At 30.3% G+C, this 25064-nt stretch carries 24 protein-coding genes and 1 tRNA gene; 15 read left to right on the forward strand and 10 right to left on the reverse strand.

Annotation, left to right across the window (positions count from 1 at the left end):
* Nucleotides 1-522 precede the first annotated feature (522 nt).
* Nucleotides 523-1212 carry a DUF4294 domain-containing protein gene (locus ABD766_RS14595; protein ID WP_344817383.1) on the reverse strand — a complete coding sequence of 230 codons (690 nt, stop codon included), beginning with the start codon at nt 1210-1212 and terminating at the stop codon, nt 523-525.
* Between the two features lie 81 nt (nt 1213-1293).
* Between ABD766_RS14595 and ABD766_RS14600 the strand changes: the two genes are divergently transcribed.
* The 5 genes from ABD766_RS14600 (at nt 1294) to ABD766_RS14620 (ending at nt 5341) form a co-directional block, all read left to right on the forward strand.
* Nucleotides 1294-2382: a M42 family metallopeptidase gene (locus ABD766_RS14600; protein WP_298308015.1), complete on the forward strand. Its 1089-nt coding sequence runs from the start codon at nt 1294-1296 to the stop codon at nt 2380-2382.
* Between the two features lie 131 nt (nt 2383-2513).
* Nucleotides 2514-3056 (forward strand): RNA polymerase sigma factor, encoded by a 543-nt coding sequence (locus tag ABD766_RS14605; RefSeq protein ID WP_344817384.1) that lies wholly within the window; start codon nt 2514-2516, stop codon nt 3054-3056.
* Nucleotides 3053-3583, forward strand: coding sequence for an anti-sigma factor (locus ABD766_RS14610; protein WP_344817385.1), 531 nt, complete (start codon nt 3053-3055; stop codon nt 3581-3583). The genes ABD766_RS14605 and ABD766_RS14610 overlap by 4 nt, the downstream gene beginning before the upstream one ends.
* Complete coding sequence (locus ABD766_RS14615; protein ID WP_344817386.1) at nt 3567-4619, forward strand: hypothetical protein; 1053 nt, start codon at nt 3567-3569, stop codon at nt 4617-4619. Before ABD766_RS14610 ends, ABD766_RS14615 begins: the two co-directional genes overlap by 17 nt.
* A 2-nt stretch (nt 4620-4621) precedes the next feature.
* Nucleotides 4622-5341, forward strand: a complete 720-nt coding sequence (locus tag ABD766_RS14620) for a head GIN domain-containing protein (protein ID WP_344817387.1) — start codon at nt 4622-4624, stop codon at nt 5339-5341.
* Between the two features lie 67 nt (nt 5342-5408).
* Here the strand turns inward: ABD766_RS14620 and ABD766_RS14625 are convergent, their stop codons facing one another.
* From ABD766_RS14625 to ABD766_RS14650, 6 genes are all read right to left on the reverse strand, one after another.
* Nucleotides 5409-5870, reverse strand: coding sequence for a hypothetical protein (locus tag ABD766_RS14625; RefSeq protein WP_344817388.1), 462 nt, complete (start codon nt 5868-5870; stop codon nt 5409-5411).
* 237 nt (nt 5871-6107) lie between these two features.
* Nucleotides 6108-7052, reverse strand: a complete 945-nt coding sequence (locus ABD766_RS14630; RefSeq protein ID WP_344817389.1) for a phosphoribosylaminoimidazolesuccinocarboxamide synthase — start codon at nt 7050-7052, stop codon at nt 6108-6110.
* 107 nt (nt 7053-7159) lie between these two features.
* Entirely contained in the window at nt 7160-8038 is an 879-nt protein-coding gene (locus tag ABD766_RS14635) for an SDR family NAD(P)-dependent oxidoreductase (RefSeq protein ID WP_344817400.1), read from the reverse strand.
* A 34-nt stretch (nt 8039-8072) separates the two neighbouring features.
* Entirely contained in the window at nt 8073-8528 is a 456-nt protein-coding gene (locus ABD766_RS14640; RefSeq protein WP_344817390.1) for a hypothetical protein, read from the reverse strand.
* 1 nt (nt 8529) lies between these two features.
* Nucleotides 8530-9162, reverse strand: coding sequence for a hypothetical protein (locus ABD766_RS14645; RefSeq protein ID WP_344817391.1), 633 nt, complete (start codon nt 9160-9162; stop codon nt 8530-8532).
* A gap of 17 nt (nt 9163-9179) precedes the next feature.
* Complete coding sequence (locus ABD766_RS14650; RefSeq protein WP_298308021.1) at nt 9180-10130, reverse strand: PhoH family protein; 951 nt, start codon at nt 10128-10130, stop codon at nt 9180-9182.
* A gap of 118 nt (nt 10131-10248) precedes the next feature.
* On the opposite strand from ABD766_RS14650, the gene ABD766_RS14655 reads away from it, so the two are divergent.
* The 6 genes from ABD766_RS14655 (at nt 10249) to dnaN (ending at nt 15454) form a co-directional block, all read left to right on the forward strand.
* On the forward strand, nt 10249-11073 hold the full coding sequence (locus ABD766_RS14655; RefSeq protein ID WP_344817392.1) for an SAM hydrolase/SAM-dependent halogenase family protein: 825 nt from the start codon (nt 10249-10251) through the stop codon (nt 11071-11073).
* Between the two features lie 8 nt (nt 11074-11081).
* On the forward strand, nt 11082-11483 hold the full coding sequence (locus ABD766_RS14660; protein WP_298309374.1) for a hypothetical protein: 402 nt from the start codon (nt 11082-11084) through the stop codon (nt 11481-11483).
* Between the two features lie 3 nt (nt 11484-11486).
* The gene (locus ABD766_RS14665; RefSeq protein ID WP_298309372.1) at nt 11487-11783 is read left to right on the forward strand and encodes a putative quinol monooxygenase; all 297 of its coding nucleotides are present in this window, start codon (nt 11487-11489) and stop codon (nt 11781-11783) included.
* An 85-nt stretch (nt 11784-11868) separates the two neighbouring features.
* Nucleotides 11869-12594: a gliding motility-associated ABC transporter permease subunit GldF gene (gene gldF, locus ABD766_RS14670; protein WP_344817393.1), complete on the forward strand. Its 726-nt coding sequence runs from the start codon at nt 11869-11871 to the stop codon at nt 12592-12594.
* A complete protein-coding gene (gene gldG / locus ABD766_RS14675) occupies nt 12591-14273 on the forward strand; it encodes a gliding motility-associated ABC transporter substrate-binding protein GldG (RefSeq protein WP_425556589.1) in 1683 nt (560 codons plus the stop codon). Before gldF ends, gldG begins: the two co-directional genes overlap by 4 nt.
* Before the next feature lie 62 nt (nt 14274-14335).
* Entirely contained in the window at nt 14336-15454 is a 1119-nt protein-coding gene (gene dnaN, locus ABD766_RS14680; RefSeq protein WP_298309366.1) for a DNA polymerase III subunit beta, read from the forward strand.
* A gap of 62 nt (nt 15455-15516) precedes the next feature.
* Here the strand turns inward: dnaN and ABD766_RS14685 are convergent, their stop codons facing one another.
* The gene (locus ABD766_RS14685) at nt 15517-16347 is read right to left on the reverse strand and encodes a universal stress protein (RefSeq protein WP_344817395.1); all 831 of its coding nucleotides are present in this window, start codon (nt 16345-16347) and stop codon (nt 15517-15519) included.
* A gap of 180 nt (nt 16348-16527) precedes the next feature.
* Here ABD766_RS14685 and mnmE point away from each other — a divergent pair, with 180 nt between their 5' ends.
* Nucleotides 16528-17916, forward strand: coding sequence for a tRNA uridine-5-carboxymethylaminomethyl(34) synthesis GTPase MnmE (gene mnmE, locus ABD766_RS14690; RefSeq protein ID WP_344817396.1), 1389 nt, complete (start codon nt 16528-16530; stop codon nt 17914-17916).
* A gap of 24 nt (nt 17917-17940) precedes the next feature.
* Here mnmE and ABD766_RS14695 read toward each other — a convergent pair whose 3' ends face one another.
* Nucleotides 17941-18399, reverse strand: a complete 459-nt coding sequence (locus ABD766_RS14695) for an RNA methyltransferase (RefSeq protein ID WP_344817397.1) — start codon at nt 18397-18399, stop codon at nt 17941-17943.
* Between the two features lie 43 nt (nt 18400-18442).
* The gene (locus ABD766_RS14700) at nt 18443-20407 is read right to left on the reverse strand and encodes an endonuclease (protein ID WP_344817398.1); all 1965 of its coding nucleotides are present in this window, start codon (nt 20405-20407) and stop codon (nt 18443-18445) included.
* A gap of 161 nt (nt 20408-20568) precedes the next feature.
* Here ABD766_RS14700 and ABD766_RS14705 point away from each other — a divergent pair, with 161 nt between their 5' ends.
* The 3 genes from ABD766_RS14705 to ABD766_RS14715 all read left to right on the forward strand — a co-directional run.
* Nucleotides 20569-21723, forward strand: coding sequence for a redoxin domain-containing protein (locus ABD766_RS14705; RefSeq protein ID WP_344817399.1), 1155 nt, complete (start codon nt 20569-20571; stop codon nt 21721-21723).
* A 155-nt stretch (nt 21724-21878) separates the two neighbouring features.
* Nucleotides 21879-21960 (forward strand) — tRNA-Tyr (locus tag ABD766_RS14710).
* Nucleotides 21961-22082: 122 nt separating this feature from the next.
* A partial coding sequence (locus tag ABD766_RS14715; protein ID WP_425556588.1) for an Ig-like domain-containing protein occupies nt 22083-25064 on the forward strand: 2982 nt, incomplete at its 3' end.

Raw genomic sequence — 25064 nt, forward strand, 5'->3', positions numbered from 1 at the left:
CAATTCAATATGTCTATGAACGTGTCATTCTTTTTTGTGCCGCCATTCTCTCGTTTAGCGGGTGCAAAAGTACATCTTTTTTCTTAACTCGCAAGTAAATCGAAAAAAAATATTTTTTTCTTTTTTCCCTTGCTCATTCTTTTAAAAAACTTCATCGTTTTGCGGAGGGCAAAGGTAAAACCTTTATCTATTCCGTGCAAATCTTTTTTAAAGTTTTTTTCAGTATTTATTAAAGAACGTCTGCCGTATTGCGGGTGCAAAAGTACTCATCTTTTTGAATCTCGCAAACTTATTTACACCCTTTTTTGAAAGTATTTTTTAATTCGCTCATTTTGTGATTGTTGTTAAACAAAGTTTTTTTAATCTCTAAAGAAAATAGCTGAGTTACATAAAAACATCTTTTGAAATACTACATCTAATCAATACAAAAACAACCTAGCCCTGATTGTAGCTGTTACCTTGTAACGCAGAAAGCAGGAATATCGACCGCAAGAAAGCGCTGATGGTTCGCTGCTAAAAATATTAAGCTTTCTTTTTATTTAAATCTTTAGCTAAGTTTCGCCAATAATCATTCAATTCATCAATATCTACTGGATTAGCGGATTTTTGTTCGATGAGTCTACCATTAATAAAAGCTCTATAAAGTATAGTTTCTATTAAGTAATCTTCATTACTTTTGAATGGCTGGTAGGTTTGCTTTAAATTTATATTAAATAGTTTGGCAGTATTATTAGACCAAAAAGCTTTCCATCCGCTTTTATAATCCTTAATAAGGTCAAAAGTTGATATACCTGTTTGACGATGTATTAGCTTTATTAAAATTTGACCTTGTTTTGTAGATAATTTTTTAAGCTTTTCTTTGAATTCATTATCTAAATAATCTTCAACTATTTTAAAATACTTCTTTTTTTCCTTTTTTGACTTTAGCTTATCCATAGTTTTATTCATCTGAGTAAGCCTTTCAGAAGCCATTTTGGCATATGGATATACTTTGTATACCCTGTTTTGAAGTAATAAAAATTGTTTTTGAGCTTCTGGATCTAACTTATCTTTTGAAAGAATGACTTCATCTAATAATATTGTATCTATAATAGATGTATCAATTTCTTTAATGTTAATGTCTTTTTCTAGTATCTCAGGATCTTTTTCAACTTGAGCATAAGAAATATAGGTAGCAAAAAAAATAATTATTAATAATCGGTACTTAAACATGGCTGTTAATTTTAATGTAAAAATATAGAATATCCTTAACAAGTGTAGTGCCAAATTTATATTTTAGCAAAAAAATATTTTATGGCAACAAAATCGATACTTACAAAATCATCCATTTCCTTTTTGGAGAAATATTTGAATAATGCATCACCAACAGGTTATGAATCTGAAGGACAGAAAATTTGGATGGATTATTTAAAACCCTATGTTGATACATTTATAACTGACACTTATGGAAGTGCCGTTGGTGTTATAAACCCAGAAGCTAAATTTAGAGTAGTAATTGAAGGACATTCTGACGAGATTTCTTGGTATGTAAACTACATTACTGATAATGGTTTAATATATGTAATTAGAAATGGTGGTTCAGACCATCAAATTGCTCCATCAAAACGTGTAAACATTCATACAAAAAAAGGAATTGTAAAAGGTGTTTTCGGTTGGCCTGCGATTCATACTAGAAATCGTGGTAAAGAAGAAGCGGCAACTTTACACAATATTTTTATTGATTGTGGATGTGCAACCAAAGAAGAAGTTGAAAATTTGGGCGTTCACGTTGGATGTGTAATTACCTATCCTGATGAGTTTATGATTTTAAACGAGAATAAATTTGTTTGTAGAGCTATTGACAATAGAATGGGTGGTTTTATGATTGCAGAAGTTGCAAGATTATTAAAAGAAAACAAAAAGAAACTTCCATTTGGTTTATATATTGTAAACGCAGTTCAAGAGGAAATTGGGCTTCGTGGCGCTGAAATGATAACCCAAACTATCAAACCGAATGTAGCTATTGTAACTGATGTTTGTCATGACACTACTACTCCCATGATTGATAAGAAAATTGAAGGCGATTTACAAATGGGTAAAGGTCCTGTTATCGCTTATGCGCCAGCTACACAAAATATTCTTCGTGAATTGATTGTTACTACTGCTGAAGAGAAGAAAATTCCGTTTCAAAGACATGCTACTTCTCGCGTTACAGGAACGGACACTGATGCTTTTGCATATAGTAATGGTGGTGTTGCTTCTGCTTTAATTTCGCTTTCTTTGCGTTACATGCATACCACTGTGGAAATGGTTCATCGTGAAGATGTAGAAAATGTAATTAAATTGATCTATGAAAGTCTTCTAAAAATTGAAGACAATCACAACTTCTCTTATTTTAAATAATACTCTTTATATATATGTATAGAAAATCCGAATTAATCATTCGGATTTTTTATTTTTATAAAAATTTATTTTAAAACTGTAACAATCCAAAAATCGATTTGTCTTTAGTATAGATTAACCACTCGACCAATTTGAAAAACCAAAATCTAGATATTGCTATTCTCCTAGAACGTTGCAAAGAGAATAATGAAAAAGCACAACTGACACTTTATAATCAATATTATAGAGCCATGTTTAATGTGTCGTATCGCATTGTTGGTGATTCTTATCTTGCTGAAGACGTTATGCAAGAAAGTTTTTTGAAAGCATTTACAAAATTAGATTCTTTTAGTGGAAATGTAACATTTGGTTCTTGGTTAAAGAAAATTGTTGTCAATACTAGTATAAACGAGTTAAAAAAATCGAACAAATACCAATTTGAGAGTTTGGATGAAAACATAGAAGTAGCTGATTTTAGAGAAGAATCTGAAAATTATTCTGAATTAAAAGCCGAAAGTATTTTAAAAACCATTCAAAGTTTGAAATCAAATTACAAAATCATTCTAACCTTATTTTTTATTGAAGGGTATGATTTGGAAGAAATTACAAGCATTTTAAATATTAGCAATGAAAACTGTAGAACGATGATGAGCCGAGCAAAAGAAAGTTTAAGAAAAAAATTAAATGAATTATGAGTACCAATAATCTAAATCAACTTTTTGAAAACCAAACCAATTGGGATTTTGAAGAACCAAATCTTGGGCACGAAAAGCGATTTCTTGATAAATTAAAGAAACAACAACCAAAAAAGAAGAAATTCAATTGGTTATCAATGTCTATTGCGGCTTCACTCCTATTAGGTTTTGGAATTTTAATTTTTAATTATAACAATAATCAAACTGAAGAAGTTGCCTTTTCACCTCAAGTGCAAGAAACCCATGATTATTTTTCTTCTGTTATTAATAATGAGTTGGCAACTTTAAAAAAGCAAGAAACTCCGCAAAGTAAAGCATTGATTAATGATGCAATGAATGAAATGGAATCGCTTGAGAAAGATTATCAAAATCTAAAAGAAGAAATTGCTAAAAATGGTGAAAACAAACAAATTGTCTTTGCTATGATAACCAATATGCAAACTCGAATTTCCTTTATAAAATCAGTTTTAGAACAGGTTGAAGATATTAACAAAATAAATAATATTGAAGATGAAAAACATATATAACTTACTATTTTTCGTTGCATTACTTCCGATTTTTGGATATGCGTCAGAAGAAAAGCACGCCTACAATAAAGAAAAAAACATCTCAAAAACCTATTCGGTTAACGATGATGCACAAGTAAATATTACCAATTCCTATGGAAATATTAACGTGTATTTATGGGATGAAAATAAAATATCCATTCAAGTTAACATTAAAGTTTCTGGAAATAACGAAAAGAAAATTAACGAACGAATCAATACAATTGATGTTGATTTTGCTGCAAAAATGAGCAAAGTTACAGCCGAAACCATTTTTACAACAAAAGAATGGAAAGGCAATAATATCAGTTATGAAATAAATTATGTGGTAAAAATTCCACGAAATGGAAGTATTGATTTGGACAATAAATATGGTAACATTTCTGTAGATAAACTTAATGGAAGTTCGGCAATCGAATGTAAGTATGGAAGCATTATTTTAGGACAATTTAATAATAAAACTAACAATATAAATATTGCCTATGCACCAAATTCAAGCATAAATTCTATTGATAAAATTAATTTACAAAGTCAGTATTCAGAAGTTGATTTCCAGAAAGTAAATCAAATTAACATTGATGGAAATTATAATACATTTAATTTTCAAAACGTTGGAATTCTAAATCTATCTTCAAATTATACCAAAATCAATTCAAAATCAGTTCATAAAATTGCCATTGATGGAAATTATCTTACGCTGAAATTAGGTGAAATTGGAAATTCCTTAATTGCAAATTCAAATTATAGTGATATTCAATTTTCTGCATCAAATAAAACCGATGCCATTACAATCAATGGAAATTATTCCAATTCTAAAATAACTTGTACATCAGACTATGCATTTGACATCAATGTAAGCCTAAAATATGGTTCGTTTGTTGATAATGTAGGACTAAAATATAGCCTAAAATCAGAAAAAAACACATCAAAATCTTACACAGCATATCATATTAGTCAAGGAAAATCAAAAATAAGTATCACTACAAATTACGGAAGCGTTCAACTTTTAACAAAATAACAATGAGAAAACTAACAGTATTACTAGCATTAATTAGCATTTCAATTGCAAATGCTCAAAATTGGGATAAAGAAAAAGTAAAAGGAAATGGAGTTCAAACCACAATCACTAGAACTACCGAATCCTATGATAAAATTTCAACAGGAGGTTCATTCAATGTAGAATTAGTTTTAGGAAAAGAAGGAACAATAACTATAAAAGGCGATGAAAATATTATAAGTCACATTGTTACTGAAGTAATTGGAAACGAATTAAAAGTGTATTTTGAAAAAAACAGAAGCTATAACTACAAACAAGACATCACTATTACAATTCCATTTGAAGAAATTAGCGAAATATCGTTTGCAGGTTCGGGAAATATGATTACAAAAAATGCTATTAACGCAACAGATTTTGAGGCAAAAATGGCTGGTTCTGGAGATTGTACTCTTGAAATTAATGCAAAAAACATTGTAGCAAAAATGGCAGGTTCTGGAAACTTAAAACTTTCAGGAATAGTAGAAAATTTAGAAGCTAAAACTGCAGGTTCAGGTTATTTGAATTGTAATAAATTAGTTTCCCAAAATGCAAATGTAACTGTTGCTGGTTCTGGAAGTCTTGAAGTGAATTGCACCAATAATCTAATTGCTAAAGTAGCTGGAAGCGGAAATATTCAATACAAAGGAAATCCTAAAATTATCGATTCAAACGTTGCAGGTTCTGGTGATATTTCAGGAAATTAGAGGTTAGTTATAAATGAAAAAAGTCCCAAAACTTAATTGTTTTGGGACTTTTTTCTATTCAAGTTCTTTATGATTTCAAGGCATCTTTACTTCTAAATTCATAAGTATTTATAGCTTGTTTACTATTGATTACTTCAAAATCTAAAGGATAAACTTCATTTGAAATTGTACTTTCAATTATTTGATTATCCAAATTGATTATTTCCTCAATTGATAAACCTAAATTTAATGGCAAATATTCTTCTTCTGGACTTTCTGTTATTTTTTTGTTTTCTTCAATTACTTCTTCTATTGATTTTACATAATTTGAAGAAATTACAGCAATTGATTCTTTGATTTTAGATTCCGATTCAAATTTAATTTCAGGTTTTTCAATTTTTGAATTTGAAATTAAATTAAAATTTGATTTTGATTCCGTTCTTACAATATCATTTTCGATATTTTGTTGGTCTAAAATAATTTCGTTTGCCGACATAGTGTTTAATAAAACTGTCGATAAAATTCCTAAATAAATGATTGATTTTTTCATGGTGATTTGTTTTTTTATTTTTTTGATGATTGATGATGATTATGTAATTTCTTAAAGATAATACCTTGTATTACATAGTAGATGATTCTGATTTTAATTAATTTTATACTTTCATGAATTCTAGTTATTTACGATTTATAACAATAAGACGATAGTTTTCCATTTTTGTTACACAAAGGTACAAAAAATAAAAAAGCCATGTCAAAAACACGGCTTAAATTCTATCTAAGAAGATGATTATTTTAGAAATTCCAAAACATTTTTTTCTATTCTTTCATTAATGTCAGAAATATCAGCTTTGACAAATTTTTCACCTAAAATATTTTCATATAATTCAATGTAACGTTCAGAAACCGATTCGATATATTCATCAGTCATGTTAGGAATTTGTTGTCCTTCTTTTCCTTGAAAACCATTTTCGATTAACCAACGACGCACAAACTCTTTAGATAATTGCTTTTGTTCCTCTCCTCTATCTTGACGCTCTTGATAACCTTCAGCATAAAAATATCGTGAGGAATCTGGCGTATGAATTTCGTCAATCAAAACGATTTTTCCTTCTTTAGTTTTACCAAACTCATATTTAGTATCTACTAAAATCAATCCACGGCTGGCTGCAATTTCAGTTCCTCTTTGATATAATGCACGCGTATATTTTTCTAAAACTAGATAATCTTCTTCAGTAACAATTCCGTTGGATAAAATGGCTTCATGAGAAATATCTTCATCGTGTGAACCATTATCAGCTTTGGTTGTTGGTGTAATTATTGGAGTTCCGAATTTATCATTCTCTTTCAAACCTTCTTCCATTGTTACTCCACAAATAGTGCGTTTTCCAATCGCATATTCACGAGCAGCATGACCAGAAAGATAACCACGAATTACCATTTCAACTTTAAATGGTTCGCATAAATGTCCGACTGCTACATTTGGATCTGGTGTTGCAATTAACCAATTTGGAACAATATCTGAAGTTAGCTCCATGAATTTTGTTGCAATTTGATTTAAAATCTGACCTTTATACGGAATTCCTTTTGGCAAAACCACATCAAAAGCAGAAAGTCTATCGGTTGCCACCATAACTAAAAGTTCGTCATTGATGTTGTAAACTTCTCTTACTTTACCGCGATAAACTGATTTTTGATTTGGAAAATTGAAATTAGTTGTAGTTATTGTATTCATTATAATTGTGTGTTGTTTAATCTGAACTTGATTCAGATTCTATTCTCATCAAGTTCTAAATGTGTTGTTTGGCAAAAATAGTTTCTTTTCAACACAAATACAATTATTTATTTGCTTAAAACATATCGCCTTATCAATCTATCAAATAATCGATATCCAAGAAATTTGCGCAAATATTTCATCAAATTAGCATCAAAACCAATAGAATATTTTTTGAATCTTCGAGAAGGATTTTCAGCGATTTTATACAACTTATCTAGAATAGCTTCAGACAAATCATTATTATCAGATGTTTTTCTGTTCATGATTCCGTCAATACTTTGCATCATTTTTGCATAAGATTGTATTGTTGATTGCTCACATTTAGCAACATTATTCTGAAAATTGGATGGCGTATTTCCAAACTGAACGGTTGAAACGCTAATATTAAAATCCAAAAGTTCATAAGCCATACATTCTGAAAAACTTTCAACAGCTTTTTTTGTGGGATGATAGAAACTTCCTAGAGGCAAATTCACCAATCCAGCGATAGAAGTGATATTGATAAAATGACCTTTCATTTGTTCGCGAAAATGCGGAATAAAAGCACGACAAACTTTAACAACTCCAAGCCAATTGACATTTACAATAGCGTCAATTTTATCATCTTCAGATAATTCTACAAAACTTCTGTAACCAATTCCTGCATTATTGATGATAACATCTATAGATTTATAATCATTTAGAATTTCATTTTTAGCTTTTTCAATACTTTCTGAAGAGATTACATTAAGTTCGTAACATTTAATATTTGGAATACCTTCAAAAACATTACATTCAGATATACATATCATTGTAGCAATAACGTTCCAATTTTTTTTCGAAAAATGAATTGCAATTTCTTTGCCCAATCCTCCAGAAGCACCAGTAATAAGTATTGTTTTGATAAAGCTGCGTATAAATGATTTTTTGAAAAATATAATTTTAACAAATATATCATTTTGAATCAAATAACCAAATGATAAATGTTTTTGTCGAAATTTAATTGATTTTTAGTTGTCGACTAAACTCTTCTAAAATAGCTAAACCTTTCGTATCTACTTTAAAAATTGCCTCAAAATCATCAATATTATTAGCGTTTCTGAATAAAATTTTCACTTTATCATTAGAAACATCGAAAGAAATAATTTTGGAAATAGGAATTTTGTAGCACTTTCCTGTTTCACGAATTAAATGAAGATAAGCTCCAAAACATGAACCCGAAAATGCAAAAGGAATAAAAACATTATCCAATTTTGAATACATTAACAATCCAATACAAACTATTATAAAATGTAAGTTATAAATCTTCAAAGATTTTAAATCATTTTTTCTAATTGACTTTGGTGATTTCTCCAACAAATCATGAGTTTCCGACCAATTTCCTGAATTGGTTAGAAACAAATTTTCATCGTTAATATTGACATATCCGTTAGCGTATTTGAAGTATTCTTTCATTTTACTTTTCTAAAACTCCATATTTTAATCCATTTGTTTTCATAAACTCTTTAATTAAATCAATCATTTTAAAAGATTCTTCTAGCATCGAAAATAAATTAAAATTTATTATTGTTTCTTTTGGCATTTGAATAAACCGATGACATTCAAAACATATTTCTATGTAGGATAAAATTTTGTCATTAGCATCCAAAAATAAAATTGCATTTCTAGGAGTATAACATCCACTAGCAAAAATTGAATGCTCTTTGAATTTATCTTTCTTTAGTTTATAATTTATTAGGATGTTACTCAAACTATCAATTTGATTTTGATTTAATTGTACTATTTCAGTTGCATAGTATTTGTTTTTCCTTTCCGGTAATTCAAAGGATTTAATGATATTAAAATGCATATTAATCAATTTTAAACTATCATTTGTTATTAAAACACCATCAACTTCGACTATTGAATTAATTGGGTTCGGAAATGCTACCAATAAAACTTTCTTTGCATCACTGAATGGAAAAGTTGCTCTTCGTTCTTCAACTGTTTTCTTACCATACAAACCCCATTTTATTTTGGGATTTTGTGAAAAACAATTAAATCCGATAAGGAAAATAAAAACAATTATATATCTAATATTTAATATCAAAAATCTAATATTTAAAATTAATCATGATTCTCAATACTCTTATAAGCATCGATTACTTTTTTGACCAATCTATGTCTTACAATGTCTTTATCATCAAGGTAGATGATTCCGATGCCGTCAATGTCTTTTAAAACCAATAAGGCTTCTTTTAATCCAGATATTGTTCTTCTTGGTAAATCTACTTGTCCTGGATCGCCTGTAATTATGAATTTGGCATTCTTACCCATACGCGTCAGAAACATTTTCATTTGCGAATGTGTAGTATTTTGAGCTTCATCAAGGATTACGAAAGCATTATCTAAAGTACGACCACGCATAAAAGCCAACGGTGCAATTTGAATAATTCCTTTTAATATATAGTCTTCCAGAGTTTGTGGAGGCAACATATCGCGCAAAGCATCATATAATGGTTGCATGTATGGGTCCAATTTTTCTTTCATATCACCAGGAAGAAAACCTAAATTTTCACCAGCTTCTACCGCAGGACGCGTCAAAATGATTCGTTTCACTTGTTTCTCTTTCAAAGCTTTAACAGCAAGAGCAACACCAGTATAGGTTTTACCAGTTCCAGCAGGACCAACGGCAAAAACCATGTCATTTTTCATAACATTTTCAACCAATTTATGTTGGTTTGGTGTCATCGCTTTAATCAGCTTTCCTCCTATTCCATGAACAAGAATTTTCTCATGATCGGGCATGCGTTGTTCTTCTTGTGAATTGCTTTGAATTACTCTATCAATAACATTGGTATCAATATTATTGTAACGAGTAAAATGTAACATCAATCGGTTGAAACGATTTTCAAATTCGTCTAATTCGTCTTTTTCGCCAAATGCCTTTAGTGTTGTGCCACGAGCCACAATTTTTAACTTCGGGTAGTACTTCTTAATTGTTTCAAGATGCGTGTCTTGTGCACCCCAAAATTCTTTTGGAGCAATGTCGTGTAATTCAATGATACGTTCGTTCAAATGGAAGTGTTTTTTAATTAGTTTTTGGCTAAATATTATTAGCTTTGCAATCATTTCAAATTTAATGAAATTAAACAAGCCACTTGATTAAATTCACTATATAGTTATAAACAAATTTATGTCAATAATTACCCTTACTACCGATTACGGATTAAAAGACCACTTTGTAGGTGCTTTGAAAGGGAAAATTTTATCGCAAGATAGTGAGGCAAAAATTGTAGATATCTCGCATGATGTTGATCCATTTAATGTTAGTGAAGCGAGTTACATTATTGGTGCTGCATACAATAGCTTTCCCAAAGGAACAGTACATATTGTAGGAATTGATATTGAATTAAGAGAAAACAACCAACATATTGCCATCGAATGGAATGGTCATTTTTTTATTGCTGCCGATAATGGCATTTTGAGTATGCTAATTGAAAAAATTAAGCCTCAAAAAATGGTTGTAATCAATATTCACGACAGACTTTTACCCGAAGCAACCGATATGGACGTTTTGCTAATGGTAGCCATTCATATTTCAAAAGGTGGTTCGTTGAGTGTTATTGGCAAAGAAATCAAAAGTTTGAAAGAAGTAACCGAGTTACAACCTGTGATTTCAGACGACACCAATTCTATAAAAGGTTATATAGTATATCTTGACCGATTTGGAAATGCTGTGACCAATATTACCAGAAAAATGTTTTTAGATGTTTCAAAAGGAAGACCTTATGAAGTAAATTTTAAAAGCAAAAAAATAAAAAGTATTTTCGCAAAATATTCCGATTTAGAAGCCATTGACAAAAGACCTTTGTCATCGATTAGTGGAAATGCAGTAGCCATTTTCAATGAAGCTGGTTTTCTAGAAATTGGATTGTATAAAAGTAATCCGAAAGTTGCCACAGCGGCAAGTTTGCTCGGAATTACTTATAGAGATGCTATTACCATCAATTTTAATTAAAATTAACTATGAAAAAATTAATTTTACTTTTGATGATTTCAGTTTTATTTTCCTTCGCTCAAAAAAATAATATTAACGATGGAAAATATATAAATTCTGATAAAAATGATACTTATATTTATGCTTTAGAAATAAAAAATGATTTTAAAGAAATTAGCTTTTATTTATTTGAAGATAAATCTAAAATTAAAGATTATAAAATTATTTGCACAGCCAAAATAATACAAAATAAAAATAAATTTTATTTGGAAGATATTAGATGTAACGATTTGCCTGTTACCAATAATAATAAAACAGAATTATTTATAAAAGAAGGAAGCATACAATTTAAAAGTTATGATTTGCTGAAAAATTTCTTTCACGAATTTATCATATATGCTAACAAAATGAAATTTGAAAAAGAAATATAAAACATGTTAGTCAGAATAGTTAAATTATCCTTTCACGAAGAAAATATTCCAGCATTTTTGGAAAATTTTGAATTAATGAAAAACCACATACGAAACTCGCCAGGAAATCGTTTTCTTGAATTGTATCAAGACAAAAATAATCCTTGCATTTTCTTTACATACAGTTATTGGGAAACCGAAGATGATTTAGAAAATTACAGAAAATCAGCATTATTTGACGAAGTTTGGACGTTTACAAAAAAACTGTTCAACGATAAACCAGAAGCTTGGAGTGTTAACAAATTAGTTAGTTTAGTTTAATATGGTTTAAAATTGTTTAAATATGTTCTTGTAACAAATTAAACTTTTAAACTCTTAAACATTTAAACTTTTAAACAAAAAATTAATGAAATCAATATTATTAAGAGAAATTAAATCCTTTTTTGGTTCGCCCATTGGATATTTAGTAATCGCCATTTTCTTATTGCTCAACGGATTATTTCTTTGGGTATTTGAAGGCGATTTTAATATTTTAAATAGCGGTTTTGCCGATTTAACTCCGTTTTTTACTTTATCGCCTTGGATATTAATTTTCCTAATTCCTGCTGTAACTATGAGAAGTTTTTCTGATGAGAAAAAGCAAGGAACTATTGAACTTTTAATGACCAAACCAATATCTATTTGGGAAATCGTTAGCGGAAAATTCTTTGGTGCGTTTTTACTAATTGTAATTGCAATCATTCCAACATTCATCTACGTTTACGTGATTTATGGTTTAGGAATGCCCGAAGGAAATATCGATATGGGAAGCACAATTGGTTCATATTTCGGACTATTATTCCTAATTGCTGCCTATACTTCTATTGGAATTTTTACTTCTACACTTTCAGAAAATCAAATTGTAGCTTTTATAGTTTCGGTTTTCTTGTGTTTTATTTTCTATTTTGGATTTCAAGGTGTAGCGTCTCAATTTAAAAGTATAGAAGATATCATTGCGCTTTTCGGAATGGATTATCACTTTAAAAGTATTAGTCGTGGTGTTATTGATACTCGTGATGTACTTTACTTTGTAAGCATCACCATTGCATTTTTATCATTGACCGTTTATAAATTAAAATCGCTAAAATCATAATGGAAAATAAGAAGTCTAACTTAAAAGTACTACTTACAACTATTGCCATTTTAGTTGTATTAAATTTTGCTGGAAACTTTTTCTTTAAGCGTTTCGATTTAACTGCAGATAATCGTTATACACTTTCAGAAACTTCGTTAAATATTATAAAAGAAGTTAAAGAACCTTTATATGTTGATGTTTTTCTTGAAGGAAATTTTCCTGGAGAATTCAAAAAACTCCAAACAGAAACCCAACAATTATTAGAAGAATTTAAAGCATATAATTCAAATATCATCTTCCAATTTGTAAATCCTTTAGAAAATGAAGATGAGCGTGAAGCGGTGATGCAATCGTTTTACGAAAGAGGTTTGACGCCTTTAAATGTTACTCTTGACGAAAAAGGAAAACAAACACAAGAAGTGGTTTTTCCTTGGGCAGTGGTTACTTATGGTAATAAAAGTACAAAAGTACCTTTGCTAAAAAATATGTTAGGAGCTTCAACTGCTGAAAAAGTTGTGAGTTCGGTGCAACATTTAGAATATGCTTTTGCCAATGGATTTAATACCATCACAAAAACAAAAGAGAAAAAAATTGCTATCATCAAAGGAAACGGAGAATTAGACGATAGATCTATTGCTGATTTCTTGAAAACGGTACGTGAAAATTATTATATCGGACCATTTACATTAGATTCTGTTGCAAAAGATGCCGGAAACACCTTAAAAGCTCTAAAAAAATATGATTTAGCTGTAATTGCAAAACCTACTGAAGCTTTTACTGACCAAGAAAAACAAGTTTTAGACCAGTTTATCATGAATGGTGGAAAAACTCTTTGGTTAGTTGATCAAGTCAATATGGAAATGGACAGCTTGATGGAAACTGGAGAAAATCTAGCTTATCCAAGAGATTTGAACTTGAACGATATGTTCTTTAAATATGGAGTTCGAATCAAACCAGATTTAGTTAAAGATTTACAAGCAATACCTATTTCATTAGCAACAGGTCAACAAGGTAGCGCAACACAATATAGTCAATTTCCTTGGTTATATTCTCCAGCAGTATATTCTGAGTCAAAACATCCTATTGTGAGCAATTTAGATGCTTTAAAGTTTGAATTTACAAATCCAATAGAAGTTCTTAAAAATGATATTAAAAAAACAGTTTTACTATCCTCTACCAAATTATCAAAAGCTGTAGGAACTCCAGTAGAAATTAATTTAAATATAGTTGCTGAAAAACCTGATTTCAAGGAATTTACTGGCAAAGGAAATCTTCCTGTTGCTGTACTTATGGAAGGAAAATTTCATTCGGTTTATGAAAATCGTTTATTGCCATTCAAAGAAAGTAGCTTCACTCCTATCGGAAAAGAAAATAAAATGATTATTGTTTCTGATGGTGATGTTGTTAAAAATCAATTGGATAAAAACTACCAACCATTAGAATTAGGTTATGATAAATGGACTAACAATCTATATGCAAACAAGGAATTCATGATGAATTGCGTGAATTATTTGTTAGATGATAACGGACTTATTAACATTAGAAGTAAAGAAGTTGACTTACCAATTCTAGACAAAGAAAAAGTAACAGAGGATTACACATTTTCACAAATCATAACTGTCGGAGTTCCAATTGTAATTTTAGCAGTATTCGGTTTAGTGTTTACTTTCCTTAGAAAAAGAAAATATAGTAAGTAATGTTAATAAAAATCTTTTTGAATTCTATTTCTTTAAGATATATTTGTAAAAAATAACAAAAGATGAAGTTTATTGTATCAAGCTCGTATTTATTAAAACAACTACAAGTTTTAGGTAGCGTTATCAATAGTAGCAATACCTTACCAATTTTAGATAACTTTTTATTTGAATTAGATAAAAAAGCGTTAACCGTTTCTTCTTCTGATTTAGAAACTACAATGTCGGCTACTTTAGAAATTGAGTCGACTGATAAAGGAAGTGTTGCGGTTCCTGCGAAATTATTATTAGATATTCTAAAAACATTTCCTGAGCAACCATTAACCTTCACTGTTGAAGAAAATAGTACTATTGAAATTAGTTCTAATTCAGGTAAATATGCTATTGCTTATGCTCCAGGAGAAGAATTTCCAAAATCAGTTCAATTAGAAGATCCATCGTCAACTTTAGTTCCTGCAGAAGTTTTAGCAACAGCAATTAGCAAAACTATTTTTGCAGCTGGAAATGATGATTTACGTCCAGTAATGAGTGGTGTTTTCTTTCAATTCTCACCAGAAGGATTGATATTTGTTGCTACTGATGCTCACAAATTAGTGAAATATGCTCGCACAGATGTAAAAGCATCTCAAGTGGCTGATTTTATTATGCCGAAAAAACCTCTAAATATTTTGAAAAGTATTTTAGGAGCTTCTGATGCTGAAGTTAAAATTGATTACAATGATGCTAATGCAACGTTCTCTTTTGAAAACTATGTATTAACTTGTAGATTAATTGATGGAAAATATCCAAATTATGAAGCAGTTATTCCAAAAGAAAACCCAAATAAATTATTGATTGATAGAACGCAATTCTTTAGTTCAGTTCGTCGTGTGGCTATTTTCTCAAATAAAACTACACACCAAATTCGTTTGAAAATTGCTGGAGCAGAATTAAATATTTCTGCTGAAGATATTGATTACTCAAACAAAGCAGAAGAAAGATTGACTTGTGATTATCAAGGTGACGATATGCAAATTGGTTTTAACTCACGTTTCTTACTTGAAATGTTAAGTAATCTGCAATCAGATGAAATTCAATTGGAAATGTCAATGCCAAACCGCGCAGGAATTCTAACTCCAGTTGATGGATTAGATGAAGGCGAAACTGTCACAATGCTTGTTATGCCTGTAATGCTTAACAATTAAAATACAATTAACTAACCCAACCGAAAAAACCGTCTCGATTAATTTCTTGACGGTTTTTTAAATTATTCTTGTAAAGCTAAAATTGGAACCTCGCTATTGTATGACATTTTTTCTGTAAAACTTGAAGAAAATAATGATTCGAAAAAACTTCGTTTATAAGTAAGCATTGCCAAAACATCAATCTCTTGATGCGTAATGAAATCAGATATTGACTCTTTTACGTCTTCATTTGGTAAGACAAAAAAGGTAACTGGATCATTTTTAAATTGTTCTTTCCACTCATCAAAAGTAGCTTCTGTATTATCTGTAGCTTTGGTTTTTACATAAAGACACTTCACTTTTGCATTGGCAGCTTTTGCAATTTTAATAACTTGTTTTAAAGCCTCTTTATCTTTTTCGCGATATCGAGTAGTAAATCCAATAGTTTCAATTTTTGTGTATTTACAATCTTTTGGAATACTTAAAACAGGAACGCTTAAATTTACAATGGCTTCACCTGTATTTGTCCCTAAAAAAGCTTCTTTCCATCCAGTTGCACCAGAGGTTCCCATTACAACGTAATCAATTTTATCTTTTTTAATGATTTCTTTGATGTTGTACATTAAATCACCATCCATAATCATATGAGACATTTTTATATCTTCAAAATGATTTTCTTCAGCAATGGCTCTTAATTTTGGAACTTCATCTTTAAATCTTTCAAAATTTGATAATTCCAATGAATCAAAGAGCACTTGATAATTTTGAGGCGCAAATTGATTATCCACTATTGGAAGTTCATAGGTATGGAGTAAGATTAGCTCACCATGAACTAATTTTGCCAAACCCAAAGCGTGAACAAAAGCATTGTTTGCCACATCAGAAAAATCGGTTGGAAATAAAATCCTTTTCATTATTTAATATGTATTGGTTAACTTTTATAAAATTACATTATAAAAAACCAAAAAAACATGATAACTATCATATTTACAATTATTTAACATTTCAAAAAAATCAAAAAAAATCAATTGAAATACAAATAGTTATAAAATTTTAAAATTGGTATCTTTGCACTCTTAAAACAAAAAACTGTTATGATTTACAATGATACAATCGTTGCTTTAGCTACACCATCAGGTTCTGGTGCGGTTGCCATTATTAGAATGTCAGGAAAAAATGCTGTTACAATTGCATCAGAAGTATTTCAATCAGTTTCAGGAAAAGACTTAACCAAACAAAGAACACACACAATTCATCTTGGAACTATTGTAGATGGGACAAAAATTTATGATCAAGTTTTAGTTTCTATTTTCAAAAATCCAAATTCTTACACAGGTGAAGATGTAATTGAAATTTCGTGTCATGGTTCTGTTTTCATTCAACAACAAATAATTCAACTATTACTTCGTAAAGGATGCCGAATGGCACAAGCTGGTGAATTTACACTTCGTGCTTTTTTAAATGGTAAATTAGATTTATCTCAAGCCGAAGCTGTTGCCGATTTAATTTCATCAGATAATGAAGCTTCACATCAAATAGCCATGCAACAAATGCGTGGTGGATTTAGTAATGAAATTGCTAAACTAAGAGAAGAATTATTAAATTTTGCCTCATTAATCGAACTCGAATTAGACTTTGCTGAAGAAGATGTAGAGTTTGCAGATAGAACACAATTTCATGATTTGTTAAATCGAATTGAGTTTGTTTTAAAACGATTAATCGATTCATTCGCAGTAGGAAATGTTATAAAAAATGGAATTCCGGTAGCTATTGTTGGCGAACCAAATGTCGGAAAATCAACACTATTGAATGCTTTATTAAATGAGGAAAGAGCTATAGTTTCAGATATTGCTGGTACTACTCGTGATACTATTGAAGATGAATTAGTTATAGATGGAATTGGTTTCAGATTCATTGATACAGCAGGAATTAGAGAAACAAAAGATATAGTTGAAAGCATTGGAATTAAAAAAACTTTTGAAAAAATAGAACAATCCCAAGTGGTTGTTTATTTATTTGATAGTACCGAGTTTGTAGCTTCCAGTTCTAAATTTAAAATTGAAATTGAAAAAATAAAAAATCAATTTCCATTAAAACCATTAGTCATCATTGGAAATAAAGCCGATAAATTAACAGAAAATGAAGTTGTCCTTCTGAAATCTGAAATAGAAAATATCTTACTTATTTCTGCCAAAGAAAAAATTGGAATTGAAGATTTAAAAAATCAATTACTATCATTTGTAAATACTGGTTCGTTAAGAAACAACGAAACAATCATAACCAATACAAGACATTACGACTCTTTACACAAAGCATTAGAAGAAATTCAAAAAGTAAAATTTGGCTTGAGTTCAGGAATCCCTTCAGATTTGATGGCAATCGATATTAAACAAGCCTTATATTATTTTGGAGAAATAACTGGTGAAGTTACAAATGATGAACTTTTAGGGAATATTTTCGCAAACTTCTGTATCGGCAAATAGTAAATCTAAGTTGAAAATATAATTTTATGATCTTGGTTTATTAATTCCTCTATCATAAAGCACTATACTTCCTGCAACAGAAACATTTAAACTTTTCTCTGATTTAAATTTTACCAAAAAATGACATTTTTCAATGGCTTGTTTACTTAAGCCATTATCTTCTGCGCCTAATAAATAAACACATCTTCTTGGATGATGAAAAGTTTCTAAATCTTCGGCATTTTCATCTAATTCTACACCAACAAGTCTTGCTCCTTTGGGTAAATTTCTAAAGAAGTCCTCAAAATCTTCATAATGAAAATAAGGCATAGATTTCACAGCATTATGAGTATCAGAAGCTTGTTTGGCATATCTGTTTCCAATAGTAAAAATAAAACTTGCTCCCAAATTTTGAGCAGATCTCCACAAAACACCAAGGTTCTCTGGAGTTTTTCCGTTTTGAATTCCTATACCAAAAAATTCATTTGTGAAATTATCATTCATAATGCAAGAATACAAATTGTTTTCAAAGAGAAATTGTCAATAGTTACTCTACTATAATCTTCTTAACAACAGATTTAGAATCTGAAGTTATTTTAGCAAAATAAATTCCGCTTGACCAATTGGTTTGAATTTGATTATCGCCAACAAATTTAGATTCATATATTTTTGAACCTAAACTATTATAAACTTCAACAGAATACTCAGAATCTAAACCTGAAATTGTAAATTCTCCTTTACTTGGATTTGGATAAATCACTACTTTATTTTCTTCAAAATTTGTATTTGAAAGCGTTGAAAACCATTGTTGTCCAGCATTTGCACCCCAAATATAATCAGCCAAATTTGGATAATCAATAAAAGGATTTCTATTGACTTGCCAAGTATAAATATAATTATTGCGATTCATTTCAAAATCATCTCTTGGATCTGAAGTATTCCATTGAAGCAAGGAAGCTAAATCTCCAATTTGCCCAACAGTAGTATCAGCTGGATTTCCATTTACTAAACTCAGTGCATTATAACGAACTGACATATAAAATAACGAACGTGCAACATCGCCTTTCCAACTACCAAGATTTCCGGTAGGCCCATTATAATCTGAACCATAATCTCTATTACTTCTCAAACTATTTTCTGGTCCATCTTCAGCTCTTATATGATGTGCATCTGCATGACCCGCTAAAATATCATCTGCGTTTGTTGGCAACCAAATAGTGATACCATCAGCAAAACTTAATGTACCATCTTGAAAACCTCCACGTGATTGTGGAAAAATATGTTCTCTATTCCACTTGCCTATATTACTATTAGAATCCTGAAAATCTAATTTTGAACGAGGCTGTTCTACATACATTAACCAAACTTGATTACTATTGGCCGGATTTTGATCAGCTACTTTCAAAATAGTTTCAATATCACCATAATTGTGAGCATGAACTACCGATGGATTTGCAATAATATCTTGAATAGCTTGTTTTAAAGCAGCACCAGAAAGTCCTTCTAATGAAGAATAGTAACCATTTGGTGCAGTACTTGTAACATTTCCATAAGTTGGATTCAAAGGAGTTCCAAAAGGTGAAACAATAAAATTAACATCATTAATCCTAACTATTAAATCATTATTGTTGAAATAATAACCTACAGGAAGTGTATTCAAAACTACTTTCAATTCTTCATCACCTTCATTCAAAGAATCATCAAGAAGCTGAATTGTAGCCGATCCAGTTGAAGAACCAACAGGAATTGTCACACTAGTTAAACCAGAAAAATCACTTGCATTAAAACTACCATTATTTAATGAAAAAGAAATTACAAGTGGTTGAGAAGTTACAGGTGCAGATGTAGAAAAATTTATAGTTAATGTTTGCCCTTCAGATAAAGTAGATTGGCTAGTTGAAGTGGTTACATAATTAAAAATTATTCCACTACCATCATTATTTACTCCAGGAGTTGGTGGTTTTACTTCATAAGTTCCATCATTTTTTCTTTGAATAGAGTTTGATATTGAACCAAGTGGCTGATTATCAATAGAGCAAATAGTAATTCCAAATAGATTCATTAATGTTGTTGGAAAGGTTGTTGATGTAGAATATGCAGCTGCACTAATCAAATTTAAATTACTTGCTGGTGTGTCTAAAGGATAATCTGTATCATTTCCAGTAAAAATAGCAATTACATCGGGACCATTCTGAATTGTATTTAAGGGAAAATAAGGAGTTCTAGGTGATGGAGAAACTTGAGAGTTTCCAAAATGAATAATTCCATTAACATCAGTGGTATATCCGTCTAAATCTAATGAATAATAACTTAAAGTTCCTGCTCCAGTTTGTCCATTAAAAAAAACCATGACATATCCATTTAAGGAAAAATTTGGAGAACTTGATTTTAACTCAACGAATTCTTTATTGTCAGAACCAGGATTATCAGCATCTATTTCGTTTATAACAACCTGAGAATAAGTTGAAAAAATGGAAAACAAGAATGTAAAAAAGTATATTTTTTTTATCATTTTGAATAAAATTACCAACAAATTTACAATTTTATTAGTAAAATGATGTTAAATCCTTTTTAAAAAATAACTAAACAAAAGATTATTAAAACATATTTTAAAATGAGTATAAATTGTTTTATTTTAAATACTTTTGCAAAAATTTAATTTAAATATAAATAATGAAAAAAATAGTTTTTTTAATTGCTTTATCTCTTTCGATTTTAAGTTGCAGTAAAGTAAAAAAAGGAGAATTCTTAATATCTGGTGAAGCTAAAGGAATACCAAATGGTAAAATGGTTTTTATTAAAACACAAAATGATGTTGGACTCGTTTTAAATGTAGATTCAACAAAAGTAAAAGACGGAAAATTTGAATTTAAAGGTAAAGTAAAAGAACCTAGCATATTTGCATTGTATGTAAAAGATATTCAACAACCTGTTCCTTTTATCATGGAAAGCGGAGAAATTGTTATAAAAGTTGATAAAGACAGTATTTTCAAATCAAAAATTAGTGGAACCGATAGTAATGACTCATTTCAGGAATTTAATGATAAAACTAATGCCATCAACAAACGATTAGTTGATTATCAGAATAAAAACATTCAAAAGTTGATGGAAGCTCAACAAAAGAAAGATAATGTTACTATTGAAAATTTAAAAAGTGGTTACGTAAAAATTCAAAAAGAAGTAGACGATTACATGAATCAATATCCTGATTCAAATCCAAATTCTTACATTTCATTGTTACTTGTTGAACGTTTATTTAATTCACCAGATTTTAAATATGAAAAAGTTAAAAAAACTTTTGAAAATTTAAATGAAGAATTTAGAAATACTACAAAAGGCAAATCAATTTCTGACAAGTTAAAAGCTATTGAGAAAAACATGAAAAATCCTGCTGCTGCAGTAAAAAATAATTCACTTAAGTTAGCTCCAGCCTTTTCTGCTAAAAGTCCAAACGGTACAACAATTTCTCTTAAAGAGTCTTTAGGAAAAGTTACTATCATTGATTTTTGGGCTTCATGGTGTGGTCCTTGTAGAAAAGAAAATCCAAATGTAGTGGCACTTTACAATGAATTTCATTCAAAAGGATTAAATATTATCGGAGTTTCCCTTGATGATGATGCTACAAAATGGAAAGATGCTATTGCAAAAGATAAACTAACATGGAACCATGTGTCAAATTTGAAAGGATTTGAAGATCCTATTGCAACTCTGTACAACGTGCAACAAATTCCAACAACATTTGTTTTAGATTCTAAAGGAAATATTGTGGCAAAAGATTTAAGAGGAGATGAATTAAAAGCAAAAGTTCAAGAACTTTTAGCTCTGTAAACAAGTAAAAATCTTAAAAAAATAAAAAATCTCCAGTTGGAGATTTTTTTTATTTTATTCATTACCAAAAGATTAAAAAATAAGATGAAATTAAATAAAAAATATATTTGGAAAAATTAAAAGTGTTCCTATATTTGCAACCTCGTTAAGCGAATGGGGAGATACTCAAGCGGCCAACGAGGGCAGACTGTAAATCTGCTGACTACGTCTTCGTAGGTTCGAATCCTACTCTCCCCACAAAATTAAAAATCTCAAGAAATTTCTTGAGATTTTTTTATTTATACCCTAATATAAATTACTAATATTCAACTTTCAGTAAATTAAAATTCATTATTTTTGTTGCAAAATTTACAACCAAAATGATGTTTAAAAATTCTACAAAATATTTTTGTCTATTTCTTTTTACTATTCTATCATTTTTAAAACCAGAGGAAAGTTTCTCACAATGTTTTGAAATTGAAAGCATCTTGGTGGATGCGTGTTCTCCAAATAATCCAACAAATGAAGAAGGATTTAATGAAATGGTACGTTTTAGAGTTGGTGCCGCTAATATAAATGTAAGTAACTTAAATGTAACTTGGCCGAATAATCCTTGGTTAGGAGTTGTTCAAAACGCAACTACCGCTTCAAAAGTTGCGGCTTTGAATGCAAGTATTACTGCTGCAGGAAATTGTGGACAAATACTAGAACCTACAGGTGGTGTTTTACCTGCGAATTCAACTGTAATATTAGTTACAAGTTATAATGTAAATACGGCTTTTAATTCTTTTGGTTCATTAACAACTACAATCTATATGATTTTTCAAGATAATGCCGCTAATATTGGTGGACATTTTGCAAATTATAATGTTATTCCTGGAACTAGAACACTAACAATGTCATTTGGAGCTTGCACAGACTCTGTAACTTATGAACGTAGTTTATTAATTAACTCATTAGGTAACTATGGCGGAACTACTGCCGATAATGATGGTGCCACTGTAAACTTTACTCCTTCTGGAACACCAAGCTATGCAAATACTGGTTGTAGTGCTCCAATTCCTCCATTTTTTACTAATGCAGGAAATACAATTACTGCATGTAAAGGATCTACAATAAATTTGAATGGAATTGCACAAGGTCATCAAAGTGTTTTGTGGACAGCACCAATAGGATCGTTTTCTAATTCTTCTAACTTAGTAACTAATTACACAATTCCTGCAAATGCTTCAGGAACTAGTGTAACATTAACATTAACAGGAACTAATATTTGTAATCTTACCACAAACTCAACAGTAACTATAAATTTTACAGTTGTAAATCCTCCAACCGTGACAAGTCCTGTAAGTTATTGTCAGAATGCAAGTGCTGTTCCATTAATTGCTAATGCTTCAGCAGGCGGAACATTAAATTGGTATGGAACTAATGCTACTGGAGGAACAGCATCAACTTCAGCTCCTACTCCTTCTACTACAGCACTTGGTACAACGACTTACTATGTTAGCCAAACAATTGCTGGTTGCGAAAGTGATAGAACTCCAATTACTGTAACCATTGCAAATACGGGTCCTTCATTAGGTTTATTTTGTGATTTTGCAAGTCCAAATACAACACCAACTTCATTAAATTTTGATTTTAGTAATGTTGGCCAAACAAATTTCACTTATACTTACTCTATAGCTGGAGGTCCACCAGTAACAGGTACATGGGTTTCTCCTTCAAATTTTACAGTTACTGGATTAAACCCTGGTGCATCTGTAACTTTTACATTAACTGCTAATGGAGTTTCTTGTGTTTCACCAATGACCACTACTTGTAATACTGCTTGTCCTTCAATTACTGCACCTAATTTTGCTGTAATTTCACCAATTTGTATCGGAGGAGCTGTACCAACTCTATCAACAACATCTCCTAATGGAATTAGTGGAACTTGGAGTCCAGCAACAATTAGTAATACTGCTAGTGGTACCTATACTTTTACTCCTAACTCTATACTATTTCCTTGTGCTTCTAATCAAGTTTTGAATGTAAGTGTAGTAAATCCTATTACACCTACTTTTAATGCTATTACACCTATTTGTTTTGGAACAGCTGCGCCTACATTGCCTACAACATCTACAAATGGAATTACTGGAACTTGGTCTCCTGCTGTAAGCAATACTACTACAACTACATATACTTTTACTCCCAATGCAGGTCAATGTGCAACAACTACAACATTAACAATTACAGTTAATCCATTAGTCGTTCCAGTTTTTAATGCTGTTCCAAATGTTTGTTTGGGAGGAACTATTAATCCACTTCCAACCACTTCAACAAACGGAGTCACTGGTACATGGTCTCCGGCTTTGAATAATTTAGCAACAACAACTTATACTTTTACTCCAATTAATAATCAATGTGCAACATCAACAACATTGACTATTAGCGTTACTCCGAATGTAACACCTACATTTAATACTGTTAGTCCGATTTGCTCTGGTCAAACATTAAGCCCATTACCAACTATTTCAACAAATGGAATAACTGGAACATGGTCACCTGCATTAAACAATACTAATACTACTGTATACACTTTTACCCCAAACACTGGTCAATGTGCTACGACAACTACATTGACAATAACAGTTAATCAAAATATAACACCAACTTTTGCATCAGTTGCTCCGATTTGTTCTGGTCAAATTTTAAGTCCATTACCAACTACTTCAACAAATGGAATAATTGGAACATGGTCGCCTGCATTAAATAATACTAACACAACAACTTACACTTTTACTCCAAATAGTGGCCAATGTGCTACTACAACTACATTGTCAATAACAGTTAATCCAAGAGTAACACCAACTTTCAATCAAGTTGCTCCAGTTTGCAGTGGAAATACAATTACTCCATTACCTACTACCTCTATTAATGGAATATCTGGAGCTTGGTCGCCTGCACTAAATAATACTGCAACTACAACTTATACTTTTACACCTAATAGTAGTCAATGTGCTAATCCGACCACTATGACCATAACTATTATTACTACAGCAACAACTCCAACATTTAATATTAATCCAGTCGCTTGCTCTGGTACTACAATAAATCCTCTTCCATTAGTTTCTCAAAATGGAATATCTGGTAGTTGGTCACCAGCAATTAATAATACAACTACAACAACTTATACTTTTACTCCTAATCCAGGACAATGTGCGAGTCCAACTACAACGCAAATTTCAATTATTGGAAGTCCAATCATCACCACACCAAGCAACTATGTAGTTTGTGATGAGAACAATGATGGTGAGAGTTGTTTATTTGATTTAACGACAAAGAATTCACAAATATCGACACAATCGGGTATTCAGATTAGTTAT

This window comes from Flavobacterium cheonanense (assembly GCF_039539185.1).
In the GTDB taxonomy this organism is placed as follows: Bacteria; Bacteroidota; Bacteroidia; order Flavobacteriales; family Flavobacteriaceae; genus Flavobacterium; species Flavobacterium cheonanense.

What these genes read in the sequence shown, in the direction of transcription:
- ABD766_RS14595 (WP_344817383.1), bottom strand. Translation starts at nt 1,212, where the DNA reads ATGTTTAAGTACCGATTATTAATAATTATTTTTTTTGCTACCTATATT.
- ABD766_RS14600 (WP_298308015.1), top strand. Translation starts at nt 1,294, where the DNA reads ATGGCAACAAAATCGATACTTACAAAATCATCCATTTCCTTTTTGGAG.
- ABD766_RS14610 (WP_344817385.1), top strand. Translation starts at nt 3,053, where the DNA reads ATGAGTACCAATAATCTAAATCAACTTTTTGAAAACCAAACCAATTGG.
- ABD766_RS14615 (WP_344817386.1), top strand. Translation starts at nt 3,567, where the DNA reads ATGAAAAACATATATAACTTACTATTTTTCGTTGCATTACTTCCGATT.
- ABD766_RS14620 (WP_344817387.1), top strand. Translation starts at nt 4,622, where the DNA reads ATGAGAAAACTAACAGTATTACTAGCATTAATTAGCATTTCAATTGCA.
- ABD766_RS14625 (WP_344817388.1), bottom strand. Translation starts at nt 5,870, where the DNA reads ATGAAAAAATCAATCATTTATTTAGGAATTTTATCGACAGTTTTATTA.
- ABD766_RS14630 (WP_344817389.1), bottom strand. Translation starts at nt 7,052, where the DNA reads ATGAATACAATAACTACAACTAATTTCAATTTTCCAAATCAAAAATCA.
- ABD766_RS14640 (WP_344817390.1), bottom strand. Translation starts at nt 8,528, where the DNA reads ATGAAAGAATACTTCAAATACGCTAACGGATATGTCAATATTAACGAT.
- ABD766_RS14655 (WP_344817392.1), top strand. Translation starts at nt 10,249, where the DNA reads ATGTCAATAATTACCCTTACTACCGATTACGGATTAAAAGACCACTTT.
- ABD766_RS14660 (WP_298309374.1), top strand. Translation starts at nt 11,082, where the DNA reads ATGAAAAAATTAATTTTACTTTTGATGATTTCAGTTTTATTTTCCTTC.
- ABD766_RS14665 (WP_298309372.1), top strand. Translation starts at nt 11,487, where the DNA reads ATGTTAGTCAGAATAGTTAAATTATCCTTTCACGAAGAAAATATTCCA.
- gldF (WP_344817393.1), top strand. Translation starts at nt 11,869, where the DNA reads ATGAAATCAATATTATTAAGAGAAATTAAATCCTTTTTTGGTTCGCCC.
- dnaN (WP_298309366.1), top strand. Translation starts at nt 14,336, where the DNA reads ATGAAGTTTATTGTATCAAGCTCGTATTTATTAAAACAACTACAAGTT.
- ABD766_RS14685 (WP_344817395.1), bottom strand. Translation starts at nt 16,347, where the DNA reads ATGAAAAGGATTTTATTTCCAACCGATTTTTCTGATGTGGCAAACAAT.
- mnmE (WP_344817396.1), top strand. Translation starts at nt 16,528, where the DNA reads ATGATTTACAATGATACAATCGTTGCTTTAGCTACACCATCAGGTTCT.
- ABD766_RS14695 (WP_344817397.1), bottom strand. Translation starts at nt 18,399, where the DNA reads ATGAATGATAATTTCACAAATGAATTTTTTGGTATAGGAATTCAAAAC.
- ABD766_RS14700 (WP_344817398.1), bottom strand. Translation starts at nt 20,407, where the DNA reads ATGATAAAAAAAATATACTTTTTTACATTCTTGTTTTCCATTTTTTCA.
- ABD766_RS14705 (WP_344817399.1), top strand. Translation starts at nt 20,569, where the DNA reads ATGAAAAAAATAGTTTTTTTAATTGCTTTATCTCTTTCGATTTTAAGT.